The following is a 23,617-nucleotide window of genomic DNA, read 5'->3' as shown; positions in this document are numbered from 1 at the left end:
TATCAGGAGTCAAACACATCATGGTTTTCTCCTGAGAGGGGGTTTTTTTCAAAGGCTTTTTTGATGTCATCGTCATTTACATGAGTATAAATCTCTGTTGTGGAGATACTTTGATGTCCTAAGATAGTCTGAAGAGACCTTATATCAACTTTGCCGTGCCTGTACATAAGTGTTGCTGCAGTGTGACGAAGCTTGTGGGCAGAAATCTTTTTCTGATTTATACCTGCCATCTTCACATACTTTTCAACAATGTATTGAACAGTTCTTCTGCTAATTCTTTTCTTTCTTTCACTCAAAAAAAGAGCATCTTTGTCTTTTACACCTTCTGTAGGGCGGACTTTCAAATAGTTTTCAATAGCATCTTTACAAGCTTTGTTTAAGTATATTATTCTTTCTTTATTGCCTTTGCCAACAATCCTCAGCATATCATCTTTTATATCCGAAAGGTTTATATTTACAAGCTCTGAAAGTCTAAGGCCGCAGTTTAGAAAAAGAGTAATTATTGCAAAGTCCCTTTCTTTATTTTCACCATCAATTGCAGAAAGCAATTTCTTACTTTCATTAAGGGTGAGATAGCGAGGGTTTCTTTTGCCAAGTTTTGGCGATTCTAAATCTTTTGCGGGATTGTCAGGAATGAGTTTTGCTTTGCTGTAAAGGTATTTAAAAAAACTTCTGATTGATGCAACTTTTCGGGCTCTTGCATATGGACCGTTGTTAAAACGTGTGGCAAGGAAAGAAAAATATTCATATAGATTGCTAAGAGTTAAGGTCTTGAGCTTTTCAATTTCAAAGTTGCTCACATCAATATTTTCAAGGTCTTCAATCTTTTCGATTTGGCTGAGCATATTCAGATCTTTTGCTTTTAGATATCTTAAAAAGGTTCTTAAGTCATAATAGTATTCTTTGATGGTATTTGGAGATTTATTTTTGATTGTAATCATATAATTCAAAAAATCTGCAACATAAGATGGAATATCAGAAAAATTCATTTTCTCATTCCCTTCATTGCACAAAATTTTTATTTTGTGCAATTATATTTTTCTAAAATTTATTATACTTCTCTTCTTTTTATCATGTCAAGCTTTTTTCTTTTTCTTGTTTAACAACCTATATGGCTTTTTAAAAATCATAAGGTTTGCAAATTATTTCTTTAATTTTTGTTTCAAATATAGAAGCTGCATGTGAAGGTCTTATAATTACAGCGGTGTCTGCGCCTTCAGATGTTCCACCAATCGCAATTATATCTTCTCCATACGGTATCAGCCCTGCATCTAAAGCCATAACGGAAATCTCTACTGCAACCTTCACGCCTTGCCCAAGCATTCTAAGTGTATGTGCCATAATTTCAACTGGATATACTCCGCCAAACTTTCTCGATATCCCTCTTTCAGCCCCTGACAAAACATGTGTGCCTGTATAGACCTTAAATCCCACTGCTTTAAGCTCTTCAATAGTTTGCTGGCTTATTTCCATCTTTCCAGGTTCAGAAAAACCACTTACATGAGTTACAACTACAACATTTTTCCCACAATTTTTTAGAAGTTTAGCTGTACTTCCACTGCATGAAGCCACCACAATATGGTTAATATTTCTTTCAATTGCAGTTTTTATCGCAAGCTCAATTGTCTTAAGAGTATTATGAGGACCTGCCGACTTAAAGTACATATTACTCACTCCCTGCCCTATGGTTTTCCTTCAGTATATTAATTTTACAACGTGGAAGTAATGATGTCTATAACAGCAGCAGAAAGACAATCTGAATACTTGTATTCAATCTAAAGATATTTTATACTATAAACTATAAAGACAAAGTACATACAAAAATTTTCAAAAGGAGAGTGAACTATAGTGAAAAAAATTGTTTCAATAATCCTCTTGTTAGTATTTGTGCTTTCAATATTTACTGTATCATTTGCTTCATCTAAAAATGTCATCAAGATAGGTGTAGATTTAGAACTTTCACAGGCAGTTGCTCAATACGGACAAAAAGAACTTGAAGGTATAAGACTTGCAATTGACGAAATCAATAAAAAAGGTGGTATTGGAGGTAAAAAGATTGAACTTGTAGTTATTGACAACAAATCTGACAAGACCGAAGCTCAAAATGTTGCAACAAAACTTGCTGTAAGAGAAAATGTTCTTGCTATTTTAGGACCGGCAACTTCAGGTGCTACAAAGTCAGCTGCAGTTGCTGCAACAAAGCATAAAGTTCCTATAATTTCACCTTCTGCAACAGATGATGCAGTTACAGTTGATGAAAAAACTGGCAAAACAAAGACATATGTTTTCAGAACATGTTTTAACGACTCATTCCAGGGAAATATAATGGCAAACTTTGCATTGAAAACTTTGAAAGCTAAAAAAGCAGCTATAATTTATGATGCAACATCAGATTATAGTAAAGGTCTTTTAAAAAATTTCAAGAATACATTTGAAAAAGGCGGCGGAAAAGTTATTGCTCAAGAGGCATTTGGCAAGGGTGAACAAGATTTTAGCAGCATACTTACAAAAATAAGAGCCAAAAAACCAGATGTACTGTTTGCGCCTGTTTATTATGATGAAGCAGGACTTATCATAAAACAGGCTCGTGAACTTGGAATGAATATTCCTATACTTGGTGCAGATGGTTTTGATGATCCGAAAGTTGTTGAAAAAGCTGGCAAAAAGAATGCTAACAATGTGTTTTTCTCTGCTCATTACTCTACCCAAGATACAGATGTGAAGGTTCAAGAGTTTATAAAGAAATTTAAAGCAAAATATAATCAAGAACCAAATGCATTTGCTGCTCTTGGTTATGACCTTGGGTATTTTATTGCAGATGCTCTCAAAAGAGCTAACTTAAAGTTTGACAGTGTAGCAAAGGACAGAGAAAGGTTGAAAGCGGCAATCGAAAATACAAAGAACTTTGTTGGTGTTACAGGAATTATAAGCATAAATAAATATCACAATGCTGAAAAATCTGCTGTTATTATTGAGCTCAAAGATGGTGTACAAAAATTTAAACAGAAACTTAATCCATAAGACTAATTCACACTGAGATTCGGAAGGGGCAATTGTTAGTGAAATAGCCCCTTCCCTTATATTGTTTGACATTTATTTCTAAAAATATTTTTTATGTTTTGAAAGAGGTGAGAAAAACGTTGTCTACTTTCATGCAACAATTAATAAATGGTATAACTCTTGGAAGTATTTATGCTCTTATAAGTCTTGGTTATACCATGGTATATGGGATAATAAAACTTATAAACTTTGCTCATGGTGACATTTTTATGGTTGGCGCATATATTGCGTATCTGAGTGTTACATATTTGAAACTGGGTTTAATACCTTCTTTGATTGTTTCTATGATATTCTGCAGCATTTTAGGAATGCTTATTGAGAAATTTGCCTACAAGCCTTTGAGAAACTCACCGCGAATCTCAGCACTAATAACAGCAATTGGCGTTTCGCTACTTTTGGAAAATTTGATGCAAATTATAATGGGAGCTGATTCAAGAGTTTTTCCAAGACTTGTTGCTGAAAAAAATTATCATCTGTTCCAAGGTAGAATAGTGGTAAACAACAAACAGATATACCTGCTAATTATTACAGTACTTTTGATGATAATTCTAAACTTCGTTGTTAAAAAGACAAAAATAGGAAAAGCAATGAGAGCAGTATCTCAAGATATGGATGCAGCAAGACTTATGGGCATAAACGTTGACACAACAATTTCATATACATTTGCAATTGGTTCTGCTCTTGCTGCAGCAGCTGGTGTTTTAGTAGGACTTTACTATAACACTATAAACCCTCTTATGGGTGTTTTGCCTGGACTCAAAGCTTTTATAGCCGCTGTGTTTGGTGGAATTGGTATCATTCCTGGTGCAATGCTCGGTGGATTTTCCCTTGGTATTATTGAAACTCTTGTAAGTGGATACAGCAGTTCTATGTACAAAGATGCAGTTGCATTCGCCCTTTTGATATTGATTTTGATTATAAAACCTTCTGGTTTGCTTGGAAAAAATATAAAAGAGAAGGTGTAGGGAAAGATGAAGAAAAGACTTCTGATATATTCTGTATTTATAATTGTTTTGTATTTAATAATAACGCTTTTAATGAAGATTGGTATTATAGACGATTATATCAAACTAAACCTCTTTTTGATAATGTTAAATATTATTTTGGCAGTTAGTTTAAATTTAATAAATGGCATCACTGGTCAGTTTTCCCTTGGACACGCAGGATTTATGGCAATTGGAGCATATACAACTGCAGTTTTAACAACTCTTGAAAAACCAGTACCATTTTATCTCACCGTTTTAATTGGTGGGTTGTTTGCAATGATATGTGGTCTTATTATTGGTCTTCCTGTGCTAAGGCTGAGGGGTGACTATCTTGCAATTGCTACACTTGGTTTTGGAGAGATTATAAGAGTAATTATACAGAATATAGATTACTTAGGTGGAGCAAGTGGAATAAGTGATATACCACAAGGAATTGACTGGACCGGATATTTTGTCATTACAGTCTTAAGTGTAGTGGTTATATTAAATATTATCAACTCGTCGTTTGGCAGAGCAATGATTGCCATCAGAGAAGATGAGATAGCTGCAGAAGCTATGGGAATCAATACAACTTTATATAAAGTCCTTGCATTTATGATAGGTGCCTTTTTTGCAGGTGTTGCAGGCTCAATTTATTCTGGTTCTTTTGGATTTATTCAGCCAGATATGTTCAACTTCTTTAAATCAATTGACATATTAGTAATAGTTGTTTTGGGTGGACTTGGAAGCATATCAGGTTCAATTATCTCCGCTATAGTTTTAACTATAATCTCTGCGTTATTACAAGATTATCCAGCTGTGAGGATGGTCTTATACTCTATTATTTTGATAATAATTATGTTATTTAGGCCTCAAGGGCTTATGGGGACAAAAGAAATAAGACTTTCAAAGCTTATACCGTTTGGTGGTGAGAAAAATGCTTAGGATAAAAAATGTGACAGTCAATTTTGGAGGAATTGTAGCTCTGAACAATGTCAATATTGATATTGAAAAAGGTGCAATAATCGGGCTAATCGGCCCCAATGGTGCTGGGAAAACCACAGTGTTCAATGTAATTTCAGGTATATATAATCCTAATACTGGCAGGATAGAATTTTCAAACTACGATATTACTTATAAAAAGACATACCAAGTTTCAGCACTGGGGATTTCAAGGACTTTTCAGAACATAAGATTGTTCAAGGAACTCAGTGTAATTGACAATGTGAAAATTTCTTTTCATAAGAACATTAGTTATAACCTTTTTGATGCGATTTTCAGAACATCGAAGTTTTTGAAAGAAGAGGAACAAAATCATAAAAAAGCTGAAGAACTTTTAAAAATTTTTGGTCTTTATGAAAAAAGATTTGAACTTGCTAAAAATCTACCCTATGGTGAACAAAGGAAGCTTGAAATTGTTCGTGCACTTGCAACATCACCAAAACTGCTTTTATTAGACGAACCAGCAGCGGGAATGAATCCTCAAGAAACACAGGAACTAAAGAACCTTATTAAATTTATAAAAGAGAAGTTTGATTTGACTATACTTTTAATTGAACATGACATGTCAGTTGTAATGGACATATGCGAAAAAATTTATGTTCTTGACTATGGTGAAGTAATTGCTGTGGGTGCCCCTGAAGAAGTTAAAAACAACCCTCGCGTAATTGAAGCTTATCTTGGAGAGGGGGATTTTGAGTTTGCTTAAAGTAAATGGAATTGACGTATTTTACGGTGCTATTCAAGCATTGTTTTCTGTTTCACTTGAAGTTCAAAAAGGTGAGATTGTTACGTTAATTGGTGCAAACGGTGCAGGAAAATCTACCCTGCTCAAAACAATCTCTGGTCTTATTAGGCCTCATACAGGTTCAATCTATTTTGAAGATATTGATATAACAAAAAAGTCATCTATGGAAATTGTCAAGCTTGGTATTTCACACGTACCAGAAGGCAGACGTGTATTCCCAGAAATGACTGTTCTTGAAAACTTAGAGCTTGGCGCGTACTTGAGAAAGGACAAGCAAGGAATAAAAGAAGATTTGAAAAAGGTGTTTGAGAGATTTCCAAGGTTATATGAAAGAAGGGATCAGCTTGCTGGTACCCTCTCTGGTGGAGAGCAGCAGATGCTTGCAATTGGAAGAGCACTAATGTCAAAGCCAAAGCTTCTGCTTCTTGACGAGCCTTCAATGGGCTTAGCGCCTATACTTGTAACTGAGATTTTTAAGATAATAAAAGAAATAAACTCACAAGGTACAACTATACTTTTGATTGAACAAAATGCCCACATGGCACTTTCAATCGCAGACAGGGCGTATGTAATAGAGACAGGTAAAATTGTTTTATCCGGAGATGCAAAAGAGATTGCAGCAAATCCTGAGGTTAAAAAAGCTTATTTAGGTGGTTGATTTTTAAAAAAATATTAAAAATAAAAAAATGCAGGGCTATCTTGTCCAGCAACGTTGTTTTTAAAAGTCCCTGCATTTTTTTTATTATGCTGATTTTTTATCAAAAATCAAAAGTTAGGAGAACAACTGACAAAGAGCAAACTTATAAAGATTGAAATAACTATAACAACTACACTTGTTATAATCAATGATTTTCCCAGATTATCTTCCTTTCTTGCTATATAAATGCAACCCAATATAATACCAATAATTGGAAACAATATTGAAACTATGTATAACCAAAAACTACTATTATTAGCTTTACTATATTTGTAATTAGTATCTTCACTATATACTGCCAGTTTTCCTCCACATTCATCGCAAATTTCTGCTCTCTGAGGGTATATTCGCCCACATTTCAGACAAATTTTTTTGTACTTATCTACTGGACCTAAAATAGCTCCACATTTCCAACATTCTGTTCTGTTTTCACCATTTAACTCGTTACATTTTGGACATATTCTCAAATTTTATATATCCTCCATGTTTCCAACTAATATTTATAACATTCTATCACTTTTATCAATTAACTGTCAATATTACTTTTTTGGATTAATAATTTCAATTATGCATATCCCAACTTATTTTTTCCTACTTCCAGGCTTCACAATAGGTATTCCTTCCCTGCACAGAGGACACTCTTCAGGCTCAAAAGTTTCAATTTCTAATGTAAGAAGGGTTTTCAAAGGATAGCCAAGGTCTACCTTTCCGCCACTTCTATCTACAATACCAGCAACTGCCACAACTTCCCCTCTGTATTCTTTTACAATCTCAATTATCTCTCTTACAGACCCTCCTGTTGTTATCACATCTTCAACTACCAATACTTTTTCTCCCTCTTCAATTTTGAATCCTCGTCTGAGTTTCATTATTCCATCTTCTCTTTCTGCAAAGATAGAACGACAATTTAGCTGTCTTGCAAGTTCGTATGAAAGTGTTACTGCTCCCAACGCAGGGCCTATAACGACGTCAATTTGTTGATCTTTAAAGTGTTGTGCAAGATCACTGCAAATCATTTCTGCTAAGTTTGGGTACTGCAACACTTTTGCACATTGAAGGTACTTTGCACTGTGTTTTCCAGAGGACAAAAGAAAATGTCCTTCCAAAAGCGCATTTGTGTCTTTGAACATTTGAATGTAAGCATCTTTATTCATAACTTTCTCTCCTTTCAATAATAGTAATATCTTGTTTTTCAATTCCTCTTTCTTTTAAAAACTGTTGCCACCAGTCTTGATATGCTATTGTGGAAAGCTCTTTTCCAAGATGAGACCAGTCACCCTCAACAACAAGGTGGTATTTCCCTTCTTTATACTCGATTATATTTATAGCAGTATTGTCCTGCCACAAAATCTCGTTGAGTCTTTCAAATTCATATCCTTTTATATACGTCAAAAGAGCCCTAATTAACGTTCCGTGGGTTACAATACATATTCTCTTCCCAACATTTGACTTTACAATGTCCTCAAAAGCAGATTTTGCCCTCAAGAAAAGTTCATACATACTCTCACCATTTGGCATACAGTGTTTGTGAGGCATTTTCTCCCACATTTCATACTCTGTTGGATAAAGCAATGGAAGTTCATCCCAGCACCTGTTTTCCCATTCACCACCGTTTATCTCTATCAAATCTTCTCTTACTATAATCTTTATATCTCTTCCCTCTGCTATTTTGCTTGCAGTATAGAAGGCTCTTTTCAGAGGACTTGAATAAATCACATCAAAATGGACATTCTTTAGCCTTTCTGCAAGTTTTTGAGCTTGCAATTTACCTTTTTCTGTTACATTAGAATCTGTAATACCATGAAATCTTCTTATAAAATTTCCTTCTGCTTCTGCATGACGAATAAGATATACAACTGTCTTTGACATTTTGTTTTCACCTCAGATATTAATGCTACCTACAAGCTCTTTTATGGACTTAAAACCCTTTCTTTCAAGATAAGCCTCAATTCCCTCTTTTATTTCACAAACAGCTTTAGGATTTATAAAATTTACAGTACCTATCTGAATGGCAGTAGCTCCAGCAATAAAAAACTCAATGGCATCTTTGTAATTCATAATTCCTCCCATGCCAATAATGGGTATTCTAACTTTTTTGAAACACTCATAAACCATTCTAACTGCAATTGGCTTTATAGCAGGACCTGAAAGTCCACCTGTTACCATCTTTATCAGGGGTTTTCTTGTTTCAATGTCAATTGCCATAGCAGATACAGTGTTTATAAGCGAAATTGCATCAGCCCCTGCATTTTCTGCAGCTACTGCCAACTGGGTTATATCTGTGACATTTGGTGTTAGTTTAACAATTATTGGACAGCTTGCCACATCCTTTACAGACTTTGTTATCTCATAGACTTTTTTTGGGTCTTTACCAAAGACCATTCCGCCTTCTTTCACGTTTGGACATGATAAATTTACTTCAATCATGTCCACAAGTGAAGTTAATATTTTTGTAAGCTCAACAAACTCTTCTTTGGAAAAACCGTTTATATTGGCAATAATTTTGGTATCAAAGCTTTTCAAAAAAGGGAGTTCATCGTTTATAAAGGCTTCAACCCCTGGATTTTCAAGCCCTACAGAGTTTATTATTCCTGCATACACTTCACAAAGTCTTGGCTGCGGATTGCCAATTCTCTTTTTTAAGGTGATGCCCTTTGTACAGATAGCGCCAAATTCACTTATGTCAATTAACTTTGAATATTCACGACCAAAACCAAATGTGCCTGATGCTGCAATAACAGGGTTTTTGAGTTTTATCCCCGCTATTTCAACTTCTAAATTCATTCAATCTCAACCTCCATTATATCAAAAACAGGGCCATCTGAACACACATGATACATTTTGTCATCTTTTCCTTTTATACTGCAGCAAAGACATGCGCCTATCCCGCACGCCATTTTTTCCTCTAAAGAGGCATAACATTTTACAGGAAGATTAAGATTTTTAATTGCCTTTAACATAGGCTTTGGACCACAGCAAAAAACAACTTTATATTCTGCTTTTGAAAAATTGGCTTTAAAAAGCTCAACAACACTCCCTTTGTAACCTCTACTGCCATCATCTGTTGCTATTAGGGTATTGTCACAAATGTACTTAAATCTTTCTACCAAAAACATTGAGTTTAAATCTCTAAATCCAAGAAATACATCAACTTTATTACTTCTATTTTTGAGCTCTTTACAAAGTCCAACAAGGGGGAAAATTCCAACCCCCCCTCCAATCACAGCAACCTTACCGTCGAATGTGTCTGTCAAAAATGAGTTTCCAAGTGGACCCAAGATATCAATAGCCTCTCCTTTTGATTTTTGAGAAAGAAGTTTTGTGCCTTTACCTACCACTTTGTAACCGATATAGACTCTTTTTCCCTCAACAAAAGAGATGCTAAAAGGTCTTCTCAAAAGAGGATAAATGCTCTCTCTATCAATTAGAATATTCACAAAATTGCCGGGCTTAAAATTTTCTGCTAAATATTCAGATTCAAAGGATAGAAGAAATATATCATTTGCAATTTTTACATTTTCTTCAATTTCAACGTCTAATAGCTTCATTATCAATCTCTCCTATGTTAAATATGTCAAGTTCTCTTTTTTGTTTTAGAAACTCAATAATTTCAACTACAGCCTTTGCAGTGTCAACTGAAGTGAAGATTGGAACCTTATTTTCCACAGCAAACCTTCTTATCAAAAAACCATCTCTTTGCGGCTGTCTTCCTTTTGTAGGAGTGTTGATAACAATGTTTATTTCTCCTTTTCTAATCAGATCTATTATATTTGGACTTCCTTCAGACACTTTTTTAACATAATTTGCAGCAACCTGATAAAAATTCAGATGTTTTGCTGTCTTTGATGTTGCGTATATCTTGAATCCAAGCTTTTCAAACTTCTCAGCAATTGGGATGATTTCATTTTTGTCAGGGTCGGCAACAGTAAAAAGTACTCCACCTTCTAATGGTAGCTTTGTACCGCTTGCAACAAGCCCTTTGTAAAGTGCAACATAGTAGTCTTTCGAAATTCCCATAACCTCACCTGTTGACTTCATCTCAGGACCAAGTGATACTTCAACATCAGGCAGTTTTTCAAATGAGAAAACAGGAACTTTAAAGGCATAGAAATCTTTTTTCGGCAAAAGCCCAACTTTGTTTACCAAATCTTTCAGCCTGTATCCCAAACTTACCATTGTTGCAAGCTCAACCATAGGAACACCAGTTACCTTGCTCAAAAAGGGTACTGTTCTACTGCCTCTCGGATTTACTTCTATAACATAAAGTTCTTCGTTTTGAACAATAAACTGCACATTTATAAGTCCTTTGCATTCAAGTTCTTTTGCTATTTTGAGCGTATATTCGACAATCTTCTCTTCAATATACTTTGAAATATTCCTTGCAGGATACAGGGAAATACTGTCTCCCGAATGAACACCTGCTCTTTCAATATGTTCCATTATTCCTGGGATCAAGATGTCCTCGCCATCAGATATAGCATCAACCTCTATTTCTTTTCCGACGATGTATTTGTCAATGAGGATAGGATGATCATTGAGATTTTTCGCATAGCTGAGCATCTCTACAATATCGTTATCGTCAAAGGCAATTTTCATACCCTGTCCGCCAAGAACATATGAAGGCCGCACAAGCACAGGATATCCTAATGAGTTTGCTATTCTTAGTGCTTCTTGCAGTGTATAACATGTAAAGCCTGGAGGTCTTTTGATGTTAAGCTTATTCAAGATTTTGTCAAATCTTTCTCTGTCTTCGGCAATATCTATTCCCTCTGCGCTTGTACCAAAAATCTTGATACCCTCTTTTGCAAGCTGCTGAGAAAGTTTTATAGCTGTCTGACCACCAAATTGGACTATAATACCCTCTGGTTTTACTGTTTCAATAACATTTAAGACATCTTCTTTTGTGAGAGGTTCAAAAAAGAGCATATCTGAGGTATCAAAATCAGTACTAACAGTTTCTGGATTGTTATTGATAATCACAGATTTTATGCCAAGTTTTGAAAGTGCATAAACACTGTGTACAGAAGTATAATCAAACTCAATTCCCTGACCAATTCTAATCGGACCTGAGCCCAAAACAACAATCTTTCTCTGTGTATCTGATATTTGTAGTACTGCTACATCATTTTCCTTTTCATATGTTGAATAATAATATGGAGTTTTTGCTTCAAATTCTGCTGCGCATGTATCAACCATTTTATATACCGATGTTATGTTTAGGCTTTTTCTCAAACTTCTTACATTATTTTCAGATATCCCTTTGAGATTTGCAATCGTCTTGTCACTGAACCCCATCTTCTTTGCTTCAAGCAGGATACTGCTGTTTAATTCCTCTTTTTTTATTCTTTCTTCCATCTCAATTATATTTTTAATCTTGTGGAGAAAAAATCTGTCTACTTTACTGATTTGGTATAGGTACTCTACTTCATATCCTCTTCTTATAGCTTCAGCAAGTGCAAATATTCTTCTGTCATCAGCCTCGATTATAAGCTTTGAAAGAGTTTTGTTATCCAAACTTTTTAGCTCTGGGAGGTCTAAGTAGTCCAGCCCTATGTCAAGAGACCTTATACCTTTTAAAAGGCTTTCTTCAAATGTTCTTCCGATTGCCATGATCTCTCCAGTTGCTTTCATCTGTGTACCAAGTTTTCTATTTGCATAAGTAAACTTGTCAAACGGCCAGCGTGGAATTTTCAGAACAACATAGTCAAGAGTCGGTTCAAAGCTTGCGTATGTCATCTTTGTAATGGCATTTTCTATTTCATCAAGTGTATAGCCAAGCGCAATCTTTGCAGCAATTCTGGCAATTGGATACCCTGTTGCTTTTGAAGCTAAAGCAGATGAGCGACTGACTCTTGGATTTACTTCAATCACTGCATATTCAAAACTATCAGGATTTAGGGCAAACTGGACATTACATCCTCCCTCAATCTTCAGAGTATCTATGATTTTGAGAGCAGATGACCTTAGCATTTGATATTCTTTATCAGAAAGTGTCTGCGATGGTGCAACAACAATGCTATCGCCTGTATGAATTCCGACCGGGTCAATATTTTCCATATTACACACGGTAATCAGGCATCCGTTTGAGTCTCGCATAACCTCATACTCTATCTCTTTCCACCCTTTTATACTTTTCTCTACAAGTATTTGGTGTACAGGACTGTAAGAAAGACCTCTTCTTGCAATCTCTACAAACTCATCTTCATTGTTTGCAATACCACCACCAGTCCCCCCAAGGGTATATGCCGGCCTTATTATAACAGGAAAGCCTATTTTCTTTGCAAACGCAAGACCATCTTCTACGCAGTTTACAACCTCACTTGGAACAACAGGTTCGCCAATTTTTATCATCAGCTGTTTAAAAAGTTGTCTATCTTCTGCGAACTCAATAGCTTCAATGTTTGTTCCAATTACCTTGACATTGTATTTGTCAAGGATCCCACTTTTGTAAAGCTCAACAGCAGTGTTAAGGCCCGTTTGACCTCCAAGTGTTGGCAATATAGAGTCAACTTTTTCTTTTTGAATTATCTTTTCTATTATCTCACAAGTTATAGGCTCAATATAGATACTGTCTGCCATTGTTTTGTCTGTCATGATTGTTGCTGGGTTTGAGTTTATAAGGACAACTTCAATGCCTTCTTCTTTTAATGCCTTGCAAGCCTGGCTTCCTGAATAGTCAAACTCAGCTGCCTGGCCAATTATAATCGGTCCTGAACCAATAACCAAAACCTTTTTTATATCCTTTCTCAGTGGCACTTTAAAGTCTCACCTCTTTTGATTTTATTTCTTTAAGAGATTGCTGCGTTGATACTTTCTTTGATATTTTTTGAAGCCAAGTAGCTACTCTTTTCAAAATCAGAATGAACATAGTTTTTGTATGCATAGATTATATCACGTGACGAATTTACTATTATGCCCATGTTGTTACTGTCCACAAAATATTTCAAATCTTCTATTTTTCCTCCCTGCACACCTATTCCCGGTACAAGAAAGAAGGAGTTTGGCAAGATTTCCCTTATTCTTTTAGCAGCCTCAGGCTGGGTTGCACCTACAACAGCACCAACATCACTGTAACCTTCTTTCCCTATGCAGTTTTTTCCCCATTCATAAACTTTTTCAGCCACCACTTCGAAAAGGTATTTATCTTCTACCATCAGATCTTGAAAATCAGCAGAAGAAGGGTTGGAAGTCTTAACAAGTACAAACAGACCTTTTTTGAATCTCTCACAGTCTTCAACAAATGGCTTTATACCGTCTTGACCAAGATAAGGGTTTGTAGTGATTGCGTCGAACTCAAAAAACCTCATTTTTTTACCAAAAACAGGTGTCTCGCCAAGGTAAGCGTTTGAGTATCCTTTTGCAGAGCTTGAGATGTCGTTTCTTTTACCATCAAAGATTACCACAAGCTTTTTGTTTTTTGTATATTCACAGAGTTTATGCAAAACTTCAAACCCATGGTATGAGTACTGTTCAAAGAATGCTGCCTGAAACTTTACCCCAACCACATTTTCTTCCACTGCATCGATAATTCTTCGAATGTATTCAAACAAGATGGTTTTCAAATTGTCAATTTCGCTTTTTTCTTTGTCATAAAATCTTTTGATAAAATAATCTGGTATGTTTTCAATGCTCGTATCAATTCCAGCTATAAGAACACTATTTTTCTTTTTTATAGACTCAATTAGCCTATCAGAGAAGTTCAACAACTTAAAACACCGTCCTTTTTTAATATCTTCCCATTGTATATTACTGTCTCAACATAAGAAGTCAAAAGTTTTCCCAAAAACACACTATTTTTTGATTTTGACACAATGTTTTCCTCTTTTACTTCCCACTTTTTCTTTAAATCCACAATTACAAGGTTGGCTTTTTCACCTTCTTTTATAATATTTGGAGAAAGTCCAATTATTTTTCTGGGATTGTAATTCAAAAGTTCTACTATTTTCCCAATATCAAACCCATTTTTCTCGACAAGATATGTGAACAGCACAGAAAATGCAGTCTCAAACCCAATTGTACCGCTTGCAGCAAGGTTAAATTCGACATTCTTTTCATCTTTATGATGCGGGGCATGGTCTGTTGATATACAGTCAATTACACCTTCTTTTAATCCTTCAATTAAAGCTTCAATATCCTCTTGTGTTCTCAAAGGAGGGTTTACTTTTGCATTTGTGTTAAATCCAAGTACCTCTTCTTCTGTAAGACTTATATAATGCGGGCATGTGTCAGCCGTGACATTTACACCCCACTCTTTTGCCATTTTTATAAGTCTAACAGATTCTTTGGTGGACACATGGGTTATATGAAGATGTGCTTTTGTCTCTTTTGCAAGAAGAATATCTCTTGCAACAATAATTGATTCTGCCTCGCGTGGAATTCCTCTAAGTCCCGTGATTGTTGACACATATCCTAAATTTATCTGTCCTCCTTCAGATAAGTTTGTATCCTCACAGTGTGAAATGACAGGTATTGAAAAATCTTTTGAGTACAAAAGAGCATTTCTCATAATGTTTGCGTTCATAACACACTTTCCATCGTCTGATATAGCAATGGCCCCTTCTTCTTTAATAAATCCTATCTCTGCAAGCTCTTCTCCTGAAAGTCCTTTTGTTATAGCCCCAACAGGTAAAACCTCAATTGGTGAGACCTCTTTTGCACGGTATTTTATATACGCAATCATTGCTCTGTTGTCTACAGGAGGGTTTGTGTTTGGCATACAACAGATGGTTGTAAATCCTCCTGCTAAAGCAGCTCTACTTCCGCTCTTTATGTCTTCTTTGTACTCAAAACCAGGTTCCCGCAAATGACAGTGAATATCGGTAAAGCTTGGCATTACATACTTGCCGCTTGTATCTATTATAATCATCTTATCTGGATTTTCTTCTATGTTTTTACCAATCTTTTCTATCTTGTCATCAACTATCAGTATATCAGCCTTTTCAAGTTTGTTGTCAATACTATTTACAATCTGTGCGTTTTTTATCAATATCATCACCTATAAATTCCCTCCTTGCGCGTGCAAAGGTATAAAACTGCCATTCTAACAGCAATGCCGTTTGTGACCTGCTCATCAATTGTAGAATTTGGCAGCTGCAACACCTCTGAAGAAATTTCAACTCCCCTGTTGACAGGACCAGGATGCATAATCAGGGTGCTGCCTGAAATATACCTCATTATATCTTCGTTTAATCCATAAAACTTGTAATATTCTTGTTTTGAGGTTATAAAGCCTCGTTTTTGTCTTTCAAGCTGAATCCTCAAATCTATTACAACATCTTTTCCTGAGACTGCCTCTTCTAAAGATGATGCAACATAAGCAAAGTTTTCAATATAAGGCGGAATAAGCGTTTGTGGTCCAAACACTGTGATTTGGTTGTCAAACTTGGAAAGCCCCCATATGTTGCTTCTTGCAACCCTGCTGTGAAAAATATCGCCAATGATTGCTATCTTCAACCTCTCAATTGTTCCAAGCCTTTCTCTTATTGTGAACATATCAAGCAGTGCCTGAGTTGGATGCTCGTTCATTCCATCACCAGCGTTTATGACTGAAAATGAGCAGTTTTTAGCAATAAAATGCGGCACACCAGAGACAGCATGTCTGACAATTAGCACATCTGTTTTTAGAGCTTCCAAAGTTTTTACAGTGTCAAGCAAAGATTCCCCTTTCTGCACACTGCTGGTTTGCACCGAGATTGATGTTGTATTTGCACTCATAAACTTTGCTGCAAGTTCAAACGATGTTCGTGTCCTGGTACTATTTTCATAAAACAGAGTTACAACCGAATACCCCTGCAGATGAGGAGTCTTTTTTGTTTCGCTTTTTAAAATTGTCTTCATATCTTTTGCAAGATTCAGTATTTTTATGATATCCTCTTTTGAAAGCTCTCTTAGCCCAAGCAAATGTTTCAATTTATCCACCTCCAACTGTTTACAAAAAAAGAAGGGGAAATACCCCTACCCTTAATTATTTGGTTCTAAAGCTTCTTTTGCCTTTGCTATTTTAAGTTCTTTTGACTCTGGTAAAAGAAGATTTAAGATTATTCCAACAAATGTAGCAAGAGCCATTCCTTCAAATTCAATGTTGAAAAATTTGAGTCTTGTTCCACCAACACCAATTATTAAAACCACAGAAGCAATTACAAGGTTGCGTGTTTGAGACAAGTCCACCTTGCTTTCAATCATCATTCTCAAACCAGATGAAGCAATAACACCAAACAGCAGGATGCTAATTCCCCCAATTACAGGTGAAGGAATTACCTGAATAAGAGCACCGAGCTTTTGGACAAATGAAAGCAAAATTGCCAGGATTGCTGCCCACAAAATTACCCATGTGCTGTACACCTTTGTTATAGCCATAACACCGATATTTTCACCATATGTTGTATTAGGAGGACCTCCAAGAAAACCTGCAGCAATTGTTGCAAGCCCATCTCCTGCTAATGACCTGTGAAGTCCTGGATTTTTTGTAAAATCTCTTCCCACAACATTATTTGTCACAAGAAGATGTCCAATATGTTCTGTTATTGTAACTATGGCAATTGGAGCAATTGATAAAATAGCAGAGAGTGAAAACTTAGGGAATGTGAACTGAGGAAGTCCCAGCCACTTTGCATTCTTGATAACTTCATAGTTCAAAAATGGAATATACTTGCCATTTGGATAGAAAGAATTGAGAAGATTTGTGTTCATACCAATTAAGTCAAGTACATATGCAAAAAGATATCCACTCACAAGCCCAATCAAAACAGGTATGACTTTAAAAAATCCTTTAAAGTAAACAGAGCCAAACACGGCAACAAGTAATGTAAATATAGAAACCCAGCAAACAGGACTTTTTAGGACATTTACAGCAACTTCCAAAACCTGATCATCTTTTACAACCTCTTTGAAAAGTCCTGCTGATTTCACAGCAGCAGCTCTTGCAAGAGAAAGTCCAATAATCATTACAACAGGACCAACAACTACCGGTGGCAAAATCTTGTCAATCCAGTTTGTCCCAAACAGGTAAATAAGAAATGCTACAATCAGATATACAACACCTGATGCAATGCATCCAGCAAGAGCATATTCTTTTCCTCCAAGCGAGGCAGAAAGTGTGATAATAGGATTTATATATGCAAAAGACGAACCAAGATAAGCTGGAACTTTATTATTTGTTACAAGAATATATATTATGGTCCCCACACCACTTGTAAAGAGAGCCACAGTTGGGCTAAGCCCTACCAGAATAGGAACCAAGATTGTTGCGCCAACCATTGCAAAAAGATGTTGAAGACTCAAAGGCAATGTTTTCAAAAATGGAAGCTTTTCTTCAACCTGAACAACTCTGTTCATTTTCAAAGCTTTCCCCTTTCTTTTAAAGTTATATTTCCCTATCAAGCTGTTCAATTATTACCCTGTTGTCGTTGTCAAACTCATCAACAAGAACGTGAACAATCTCTTTTCTTGAAGTTGGAACATTTTTTCCTACATAGTCAGCCCTAATTGGAAGTTCTCTGTGTCCTCTGTCAATCAACACTGCAAGCTGAATCATCTTTGGTCTTCCCATGTCCATCAAAGCTTCAATTGCTGCTCTTACTGTTCTACCTGTAAAAAGAACATCATCTACTAAAACTATCTTCTTGTTGTTTATATCAAAATCAATCCTTGTGGAGTTAACCGTAGGGTGTTCTGATAGAAGGCTTAAATCATCTCTGTAAAATGTAATATCCAAAATGCCTAAAGGAAGCTTTACACCTTCTATCTTTTCTATGTTTTCTTGTATCCTTTTTGCCAGATTTACACCTCTTCGCTGAATCCCAACAAGGCAAAGATTTTCAACACCCTTGTTCTTTTCAAGTATCTCGTGAGAAATCCTGACTAAAGCCCTTCGCATTTGATTTGCATCCATAATTTCTTTAAATTTTTCCAAAATACAGCACCTCCATTGGCACAAAAAAAGCTTCCTGCCTGCGAATTGGCAAGAAGCCTTTTTTCCATACTGACACTCTCAAAATTTTTCCAACCTTGCCGCCTCACAGGGCCAGCTTAAAGGTCTTAAATTCTCTTAAACCCACTATTCGATTTTTTATTTTCTTAGCTATTATAACACCAAAATATACAGTTTGTCTATGGTTATCAATAGCATATATGCTATTTATTGTTTCTGTTCCTCAGCATATTTAGAATCTCGACAAAGTACTCTGGTAGATCAGCTGAAAAGTGCAGCACTTTTGAAGTTATAGGGTGGACAAACTCAATTTCACCTGCATGAAGAACCTGCCCTTCAACTCCAAATTCATTTTTTGCTCTTCCGTAAATTCCGTCTCCAAGCAAAGGATAACCTATATACGACATATGAACTCTTATCTGGTGAGTCCTTCCTGTCTTCAATCTGAGTTTCACAAAAGTGTATTTGTCAAACCTTTCTAAAACCTCAAAGTAAGTAACTGCTTCTTTCCCATTGGGAACAATAGCCATTTTTAGCCTGTTTACAGGATGCCTTCCAATCGGTGCATCAACTACACCACTGTCTTCTTTTAACACACCTTCACATATAGCATAGTATATCCTCTTTATTTGATGAGATTTTAAAGCTTCAGAAAGTTTAATATGTGCTTCATCTGTTTTAGCAACAACTAAAAGTCCCGATGTGTCTTTGTCAAGCCTGTGGACAATTCCGGGTCTTATAACTCCGTTTATACTGCTAAGTCTTCCTTTAAACTTGTGCAAAAGTGCATTTACAAGAGTATTTTCAAAATTACCTGCACCGGGATGTACAACCATCCCCCGCGGTTTGTTTATTACCGATAAGTGTTCATCTTCATACACAACTTCAATATCTATATCTTGAGCAACAAGGGATAGCTGTTTGGGCTCTGGAATGACAACTTTGATTATATCTCCACTCTTAACTTTATATGCAGGTTTTAAAACTTGTCTTTGATTTACCCATACATTTCCTTCTTCTATTATCTTTTGAACAAAACTGCGGGTTTTAGAAAGAGCCTCAGAAAGATACCTATCCAGTCGTCCGTCAAAACCTTCTACTGTCAAGGTTTTTTCTTCAGAAATAACTCTTCGCCTCCTTCTTTTAGTATCAGAAATGTCAAGAGAAGTACCCCACCGGTTATAAAGAAATCAGCAAGATTAAAAACAGGTATGACTTTTATGTCTATAAAATCCACCACATAACCTTTAACAATCCTATCAAAAAGATTTCCTATCGCTCCTCCCACTATCAGCGAAAAAGAAAACTTGTAAAGATTGCTTGTGGACTTGAAAATCATATAACATAAAAACAAAATGAGGATGATTGAAACAATTATAAAAAATCTTCTTTTCCCCTCTAAGATGGAAAAAGCCCCACCCCTGTTTTGCACATAGGTGAGCGACAAAATTCCACCAAGTAAATTGACAGGGCTATCTACAAAAAATTTTTCTGCTCTTGCCTTTGTTAGCTGGTCTAACACAAAAGTTGACATAATTATAATCCAGTAAACCATTGAATCACCTTGAATCATGTACAACTATGTTATGATATTATAATATTAGCCAAACAAATCATTGTCATCATCATATAAAAACAAATCTTCGCCGTCATTATCTTCAGATCCAGGATCATAGTATTCTATATTAAATGGCTCATCTTCAAATCTAACATCAAATTCAAAAATTTCAAAGAATTTATTTAGTCTTCTAACAAAATCTTTACACTCTTCAGCAAATTTTTTCTTTCCCCTTTTTGATAGAGTAAAATCATGAGCAAAAGCTAACTTTACACGATAAACAGTATCCTCAAGCTTTTCTATTTCTGACCAATCATAATAAATATTTGGCCAATAAGTGTTATCAATTGCATTGTTGGGAAAATAATCTCGCATATTTGCCAACAATATTTCACAAAAATTTTGAATAAACTCTAAAAATTTATCTTCAAATTCTTGAACATCTCTCTTTGGTAAACTTAAGAGTTTTAATTTATATTCTAAAAACATAAAAGAAGGTGTGCTCATAATATCTACCTCCAAATAATTTGTTTTCGTTCCGCTTCTATAATAAATTATAATAGCTTATCAATAAAAACTTAATCAGTTATTTAATCTGGATTACCAAATAGGCAACAGAGGTAGAGAAAGATCAAACAAGCTAAAAATACCAGGTAGACCAGCAATCTTCTTTGCTTCTTCATACCAGTGCCATGGGTCATATACATTCGTATCATAATTTGGAGCACATTTAAATTCTATTATACCTTCAACAAGAATTTTTATTTGATTTTTTAGTGCCTGCGCATCGTTTTTCAATATATACTCTGCAAGACCAGAAGAAACAATACCAAATGTATTCTTTGCATAGATTTTTTCAACATCCACAGCCATTTGATAGTTACCAAGATAATATTCAGCTGCTGACCATGCAACATAAAAGTCACGGCTGCTATCAGGATATAACACTAAGACGCTATCAGTTTTTTTCTCTTCTTCATATATTTTTCTGAAAATGTTAGCAGCCTCAAGACATTCCTGCTTGAGCTTATCCATTTCACCAACCCACCTGTACATCTTGGCTAATCTGACTTTGTTTATCGCTACTGCTTCACTTTCATAGCCACATTCTTTGATAGTAGTATCAATATCTTTTTTCTTAGCTTCAATAGCTTTCAAAATATACTTTTTCCCCTCTTCAAAATCTCCAAGATACATGTAATACCTTCCTGCTGCGAGAACTTTGAAAGCATGTACATAACCATACTTTGCATCATCCTCTATTCTTACTAATTCATCATTCAACAATTTCTTAAGCTTTTTAGGATTGAGCTTAATTTCCCACCACTCAGCCATTATTTTTCACCTCAAAAACATTTAAAATTTCCCGGTCCCTTCCCACCCTAAAGTTTAGCTTAAAATCTATAAAATCATTTTTACCATCTCAAATGATGTTATGTTTTTGTCTCTAACCAAAATCTCTTTTAAAAACTTATTAAATCCGCCATCCCATCTAATCTTTTGATTCTGCGAAGCATAAAACAGTGCTGCTCTATAGGTTCCTTTATCTTCTATGAATTTTTTAAACTCCTCAAATTCTATTTTAGCAGCATCTTTATCAAGCAGTTCTTTCATGCCTTCTTTTACCTTATTTAAATACCTTTCAGAATTTGTCGAAAGCCAATCAAAAGATAGCTGGGCTAATCTTTCTTTTGTTCTTGTTTTGGGATTATAAACATTGCTAAATAAATTTTATTTTTTAGTCTTCTTGTATTGGCAGAGTAGGAGGAGAAGGGTCGAATAAGCTAAAGATGCCAGGTAGACCAGCTATCTTCTTTGCTTCTTCATACCAGTGCCATGGGTCATATACATTCGTATCATAATTTGGAGCACATTTAAATTCTATTATACCTTCAACAAGAATTTTTATCTGATTTTTTAGTGCCTGCGCATCGTTTTTCAATATATACTCTGCAAGACCAGAAGAAACAATCCCAAATGTATTCTTTGCATAGATTTTTTCAACATCCACAGCCATTTGATAGTTACCAAGATAATATTCAGCTGCTGACCATGCAACATAAAAGTCATGGCTGCTATCAGGATATAACACTAAACTTCTATTAATTTTTTTCCCTTCTTCATATATTTTTCTGAAAATGTTAACAACCTCAAGACATTCCTGCTTGAGCTTATCCATTTCACCAACCCACCTGTACATCTTGGCTAATCTGACTTTGTTTATCGCTACTGCTTCACTTTCATAGCCACGTTCTTTGATAGTAGTATCAATATCTTTTTTCTTAGCTTCAATAGCTTTCAAAATATACTTTTTCCCCTCTTCAAAATCTCCAAGATACATGTAATACCTTCCTGCTGCAAGAACTTTGAAAGCATGTACATAACCATACTTTGCATCATCCTCTATTCTTACTAATTCATCATTCAACAATTTCTTAAGTTTTTTAGGATTGAGCTTAATTTCCCACCACTCAGCCATTATTTTTCACCTCAAAAACATTTAAAATTTCCCGGTCCCTTCCCACCCTAAAGTTTAGCTTAAAATCTATAAAATCATTTTTACCATCTCAAATGATGTTATGTTTTTGTCTCTAACCAAAATCTCTTTTAAAAACTTATTAAATCCGCCATCCCATCTAATCTTTTGATTCTGCGAAGCATAAAACAGTGCTGCTCTATAGGTTCCTTTATCTTCTATGAATTTTTTAAACTCCTCAAATTCTATTTTAGCAGCATCTTTATCAAGCAGTTCTTTCATGCCTTCTTTTACCTTATTTAAATACCTTTCAGAATTTGTCGAAAGCCAATCAAAAGATAGCTGGGCTAATCTTTCTTTTGTTCTTGTTTCGGGATTATAAACATTGCTAAATAAATTTTATCTTTTAGTCTTCTTGTATTGGCAGAATAGGAGGAGAAGGGTCGAATAAGCTAAAGATGCCAGGTAGACCAGCTATCTTCTTTGCTTCTTCATACCAGTGCCATGGGTCATATACGTTCTCATCATAATCAGGTTCACATCTAAATTCTATTATACCTTCAACAAGAATTTTTATTTGATTTTTTAGTGCCTGCGCATCGTTTTTCAATATATACTCTGCAAGACCAGAAGAAACAATCCCAAATGTATTCTTTGCATAGATTTTTTTAACATCCACAGCCATTTGATAGTTACCAAGATAATATTCAGCTGCTGACCATGCAACATAAAAGTCACGGCTGCTATCAGGATATAACACTAAACTTCTATTAATTTTTTTCCCTTCTTCATATATTTTTCTGAAAATGTTAGCAGCCTCAAGACATTCCTGCTTTAGTTTCTCAATCTCTCCTATCCACCTGTATGCTTTGGCTAATTTCACCTTTTGTCTTGCTACTGCTTCACTCTCATAGCCACGTTCTTTGATAGCAGTATCAATATCTTTTTTCTTAGCTTCAATAGCTTTCAAAATATACTTTTTCCCCTCTTCAAAATCTCCAAGATACATGTAATACCTTCCTGCTGCTAAAACTCTGAAATAAAATACATAACCATACTTTGCATCATCCTCTATTCTTACTAATTCATCATTCAACAATTTCTTAAGTTTTTTAGGATTGAGCTTAATTTCCCACCACTCAGCCATTATTTTTCACCTCTAAAACATTTAAAATTTTCCCACCC

At 35.3% G+C, this 23,617-nt stretch carries 26 protein-coding genes; 5 read left to right on the top strand and 21 right to left on the bottom strand.

Annotated features, from left to right (window positions below):
- Positions 1-2: 2 nt before the first annotated feature.
- The gene (gene xerA / locus ATHE_RS06940; RefSeq protein ID WP_015907859.1) at positions 3-989 is read right to left on the bottom strand and encodes a site-specific tyrosine recombinase/integron integrase; all 987 of its coding nucleotides are present in this window, start codon (positions 987-989) and stop codon (positions 3-5) included.
- 130 nt (positions 990-1,119) lie between these two features.
- Positions 1,120-1,665: a pyruvate kinase alpha/beta domain-containing protein gene (locus ATHE_RS06935; RefSeq protein ID WP_015907858.1), complete on the bottom strand. Its 546-nt coding sequence runs from the start codon at positions 1,663-1,665 to the stop codon at positions 1,120-1,122.
- Positions 1,666-1,848: 183 nt separating this feature from the next.
- Here ATHE_RS06935 and ATHE_RS06930 point away from each other — a divergent pair, with 183 nt between their 5' ends.
- The 5 genes from ATHE_RS06930 to ATHE_RS06910 all read left to right on the top strand — a co-directional run bounded on the left by ATHE_RS06930 (position 1,849) and on the right by ATHE_RS06910 (position 6,430).
- Entirely contained in the window at positions 1,849-3,021 is a 1,173-nt protein-coding gene (locus ATHE_RS06930) for an ABC transporter substrate-binding protein (RefSeq protein ID WP_015907857.1), read from the top strand.
- A gap of 119 nt (positions 3,022-3,140) precedes the next feature.
- Positions 3,141-4,025, top strand: coding sequence for a branched-chain amino acid ABC transporter permease (locus ATHE_RS06925; RefSeq protein WP_015907856.1), 885 nt, complete (start codon positions 3,141-3,143; stop codon positions 4,023-4,025).
- Between the two features lie 6 nt (positions 4,026-4,031).
- The gene (locus tag ATHE_RS06920) at positions 4,032-4,970 is read left to right on the top strand and encodes a branched-chain amino acid ABC transporter permease (RefSeq protein WP_015907855.1); all 939 of its coding nucleotides are present in this window, start codon (positions 4,032-4,034) and stop codon (positions 4,968-4,970) included.
- Positions 4,963-5,733, top strand: a complete 771-nt coding sequence (locus tag ATHE_RS06915) for an ABC transporter ATP-binding protein (RefSeq protein WP_015907854.1) — start codon at positions 4,963-4,965, stop codon at positions 5,731-5,733. The genes ATHE_RS06920 and ATHE_RS06915 overlap by 8 nt, the downstream gene beginning before the upstream one ends.
- Positions 5,726-6,430, top strand: a complete 705-nt coding sequence (locus ATHE_RS06910) for an ABC transporter ATP-binding protein (RefSeq protein ID WP_015907853.1) — start codon at positions 5,726-5,728, stop codon at positions 6,428-6,430. Before ATHE_RS06915 ends, ATHE_RS06910 begins: the two co-directional genes overlap by 8 nt.
- A 107-nt stretch (positions 6,431-6,537) precedes the next feature.
- Here the strand turns inward: ATHE_RS06910 and ATHE_RS06905 are convergent, their stop codons facing one another.
- The 19 genes from ATHE_RS06905 to ATHE_RS06815 form a co-directional block, all read right to left on the bottom strand.
- Positions 6,538-6,936 carry a zinc ribbon domain-containing protein gene (locus tag ATHE_RS06905; protein WP_015907852.1) on the bottom strand — a complete coding sequence of 133 codons (399 nt, stop codon included), beginning with the start codon at positions 6,934-6,936 and terminating at the stop codon, positions 6,538-6,540.
- 114 nt (positions 6,937-7,050) lie between these two features.
- Positions 7,051-7,623 (bottom strand): orotate phosphoribosyltransferase, encoded by a 573-nt coding sequence (pyrE, locus tag ATHE_RS06900; protein ID WP_015907851.1) that lies wholly within the window; start codon positions 7,621-7,623, stop codon positions 7,051-7,053.
- Positions 7,616-8,338 (bottom strand): histidine phosphatase family protein, encoded by a 723-nt coding sequence (locus ATHE_RS06895; RefSeq protein WP_015907850.1) that lies wholly within the window; start codon positions 8,336-8,338, stop codon positions 7,616-7,618. The genes pyrE and ATHE_RS06895 overlap by 8 nt, the downstream gene beginning before the upstream one ends.
- 12 nt (positions 8,339-8,350) lie before the next feature.
- Entirely contained in the window at positions 8,351-9,253 is a 903-nt protein-coding gene (locus ATHE_RS06890) for a dihydroorotate dehydrogenase (RefSeq protein WP_015907849.1), read from the bottom strand.
- Positions 9,250-10,017 (bottom strand): dihydroorotate dehydrogenase electron transfer subunit, encoded by a 768-nt coding sequence (locus tag ATHE_RS06885; protein WP_015907848.1) that lies wholly within the window; start codon positions 10,015-10,017, stop codon positions 9,250-9,252. The genes ATHE_RS06890 and ATHE_RS06885 overlap by 4 nt, the downstream gene beginning before the upstream one ends.
- Positions 9,998-13,225, bottom strand: coding sequence for a carbamoyl-phosphate synthase large subunit (gene carB, locus ATHE_RS06880; protein ID WP_015907847.1), 3,228 nt, complete (start codon positions 13,223-13,225; stop codon positions 9,998-10,000). The genes ATHE_RS06885 and carB overlap by 20 nt, the downstream gene beginning before the upstream one ends.
- Before the next feature lie 32 nt (positions 13,226-13,257).
- Positions 13,258-14,175, bottom strand: a complete 918-nt coding sequence (pyrF, locus tag ATHE_RS06875; RefSeq protein WP_015907846.1) for an orotidine-5'-phosphate decarboxylase — start codon at positions 14,173-14,175, stop codon at positions 13,258-13,260.
- Positions 14,169-15,461: a dihydroorotase gene (locus ATHE_RS06870; protein ID WP_015907845.1), complete on the bottom strand. Its 1,293-nt coding sequence runs from the start codon at positions 15,459-15,461 to the stop codon at positions 14,169-14,171. Before ATHE_RS06870 ends, pyrF begins: the two co-directional genes overlap by 7 nt.
- A complete protein-coding gene (locus ATHE_RS06865; RefSeq protein WP_015907844.1) occupies positions 15,461-16,378 on the bottom strand; it encodes an aspartate carbamoyltransferase catalytic subunit in 918 nt (305 codons plus the stop codon). The genes ATHE_RS06870 and ATHE_RS06865 overlap by 1 nt, the downstream gene beginning before the upstream one ends.
- Positions 16,379-16,429: 51 nt before the next feature.
- Positions 16,430-17,803: a solute carrier family 23 protein gene (locus tag ATHE_RS06860; RefSeq protein ID WP_015907843.1), complete on the bottom strand. Its 1,374-nt coding sequence runs from the start codon at positions 17,801-17,803 to the stop codon at positions 16,430-16,432.
- Between the two features lie 28 nt (positions 17,804-17,831).
- Positions 17,832-18,380 carry a bifunctional pyr operon transcriptional regulator/uracil phosphoribosyltransferase PyrR gene (gene pyrR / locus ATHE_RS06855; protein ID WP_015907842.1) on the bottom strand — a complete coding sequence of 183 codons (549 nt, stop codon included), beginning with the start codon at positions 18,378-18,380 and terminating at the stop codon, positions 17,832-17,834.
- A gap of 221 nt (positions 18,381-18,601) precedes the next feature.
- Positions 18,602-19,504 carry an RluA family pseudouridine synthase gene (locus ATHE_RS06850; RefSeq protein WP_015907841.1) on the bottom strand — a complete coding sequence of 301 codons (903 nt, stop codon included), beginning with the start codon at positions 19,502-19,504 and terminating at the stop codon, positions 18,602-18,604.
- Positions 19,501-19,953, bottom strand: coding sequence for a signal peptidase II (gene lspA / locus ATHE_RS06845; RefSeq protein WP_015907840.1), 453 nt, complete (start codon positions 19,951-19,953; stop codon positions 19,501-19,503). Before lspA ends, ATHE_RS06850 begins: the two co-directional genes overlap by 4 nt.
- Positions 19,954-19,998: 45 nt before the next feature.
- Entirely contained in the window at positions 19,999-20,463 is a 465-nt protein-coding gene (locus ATHE_RS06840) for a hypothetical protein (protein WP_015907839.1), read from the bottom strand.
- A gap of 93 nt (positions 20,464-20,556) precedes the next feature.
- A complete protein-coding gene (locus ATHE_RS06835) occupies positions 20,557-21,291 on the bottom strand; it encodes a hypothetical protein (RefSeq protein WP_015907838.1) in 735 nt (244 codons plus the stop codon).
- A gap of 66 nt (positions 21,292-21,357) precedes the next feature.
- Positions 21,358-21,570, bottom strand: coding sequence for a hypothetical protein (locus ATHE_RS06830; protein WP_015907836.1), 213 nt, complete (start codon positions 21,568-21,570; stop codon positions 21,358-21,360).
- Between the two features lie 124 nt (positions 21,571-21,694).
- Positions 21,695-22,435: a hypothetical protein gene (locus ATHE_RS06825; RefSeq protein WP_015907837.1), complete on the bottom strand. Its 741-nt coding sequence runs from the start codon at positions 22,433-22,435 to the stop codon at positions 21,695-21,697.
- A gap of 66 nt (positions 22,436-22,501) precedes the next feature.
- A complete protein-coding gene (locus ATHE_RS06820) occupies positions 22,502-22,714 on the bottom strand; it encodes a hypothetical protein (RefSeq protein WP_015907836.1) in 213 nt (70 codons plus the stop codon).
- Positions 22,715-22,838: 124 nt separating this feature from the next.
- A complete protein-coding gene (locus ATHE_RS06815; protein WP_015907835.1) occupies positions 22,839-23,579 on the bottom strand; it encodes a hypothetical protein in 741 nt (246 codons plus the stop codon).
- Positions 23,580-23,617: the final 38 nt, after the last annotated feature.

This window comes from Caldicellulosiruptor bescii DSM 6725, from assembly GCF_000022325.1.
Taxonomy (GTDB): Bacteria; Bacillota; Thermoanaerobacteria; order Caldicellulosiruptorales; family Caldicellulosiruptoraceae; genus Caldicellulosiruptor; species Caldicellulosiruptor bescii.
The sequence above is the reverse complement of the archived record's forward strand: the minus strand, read 5'-3'. Positions and strand labels throughout refer to the sequence as shown.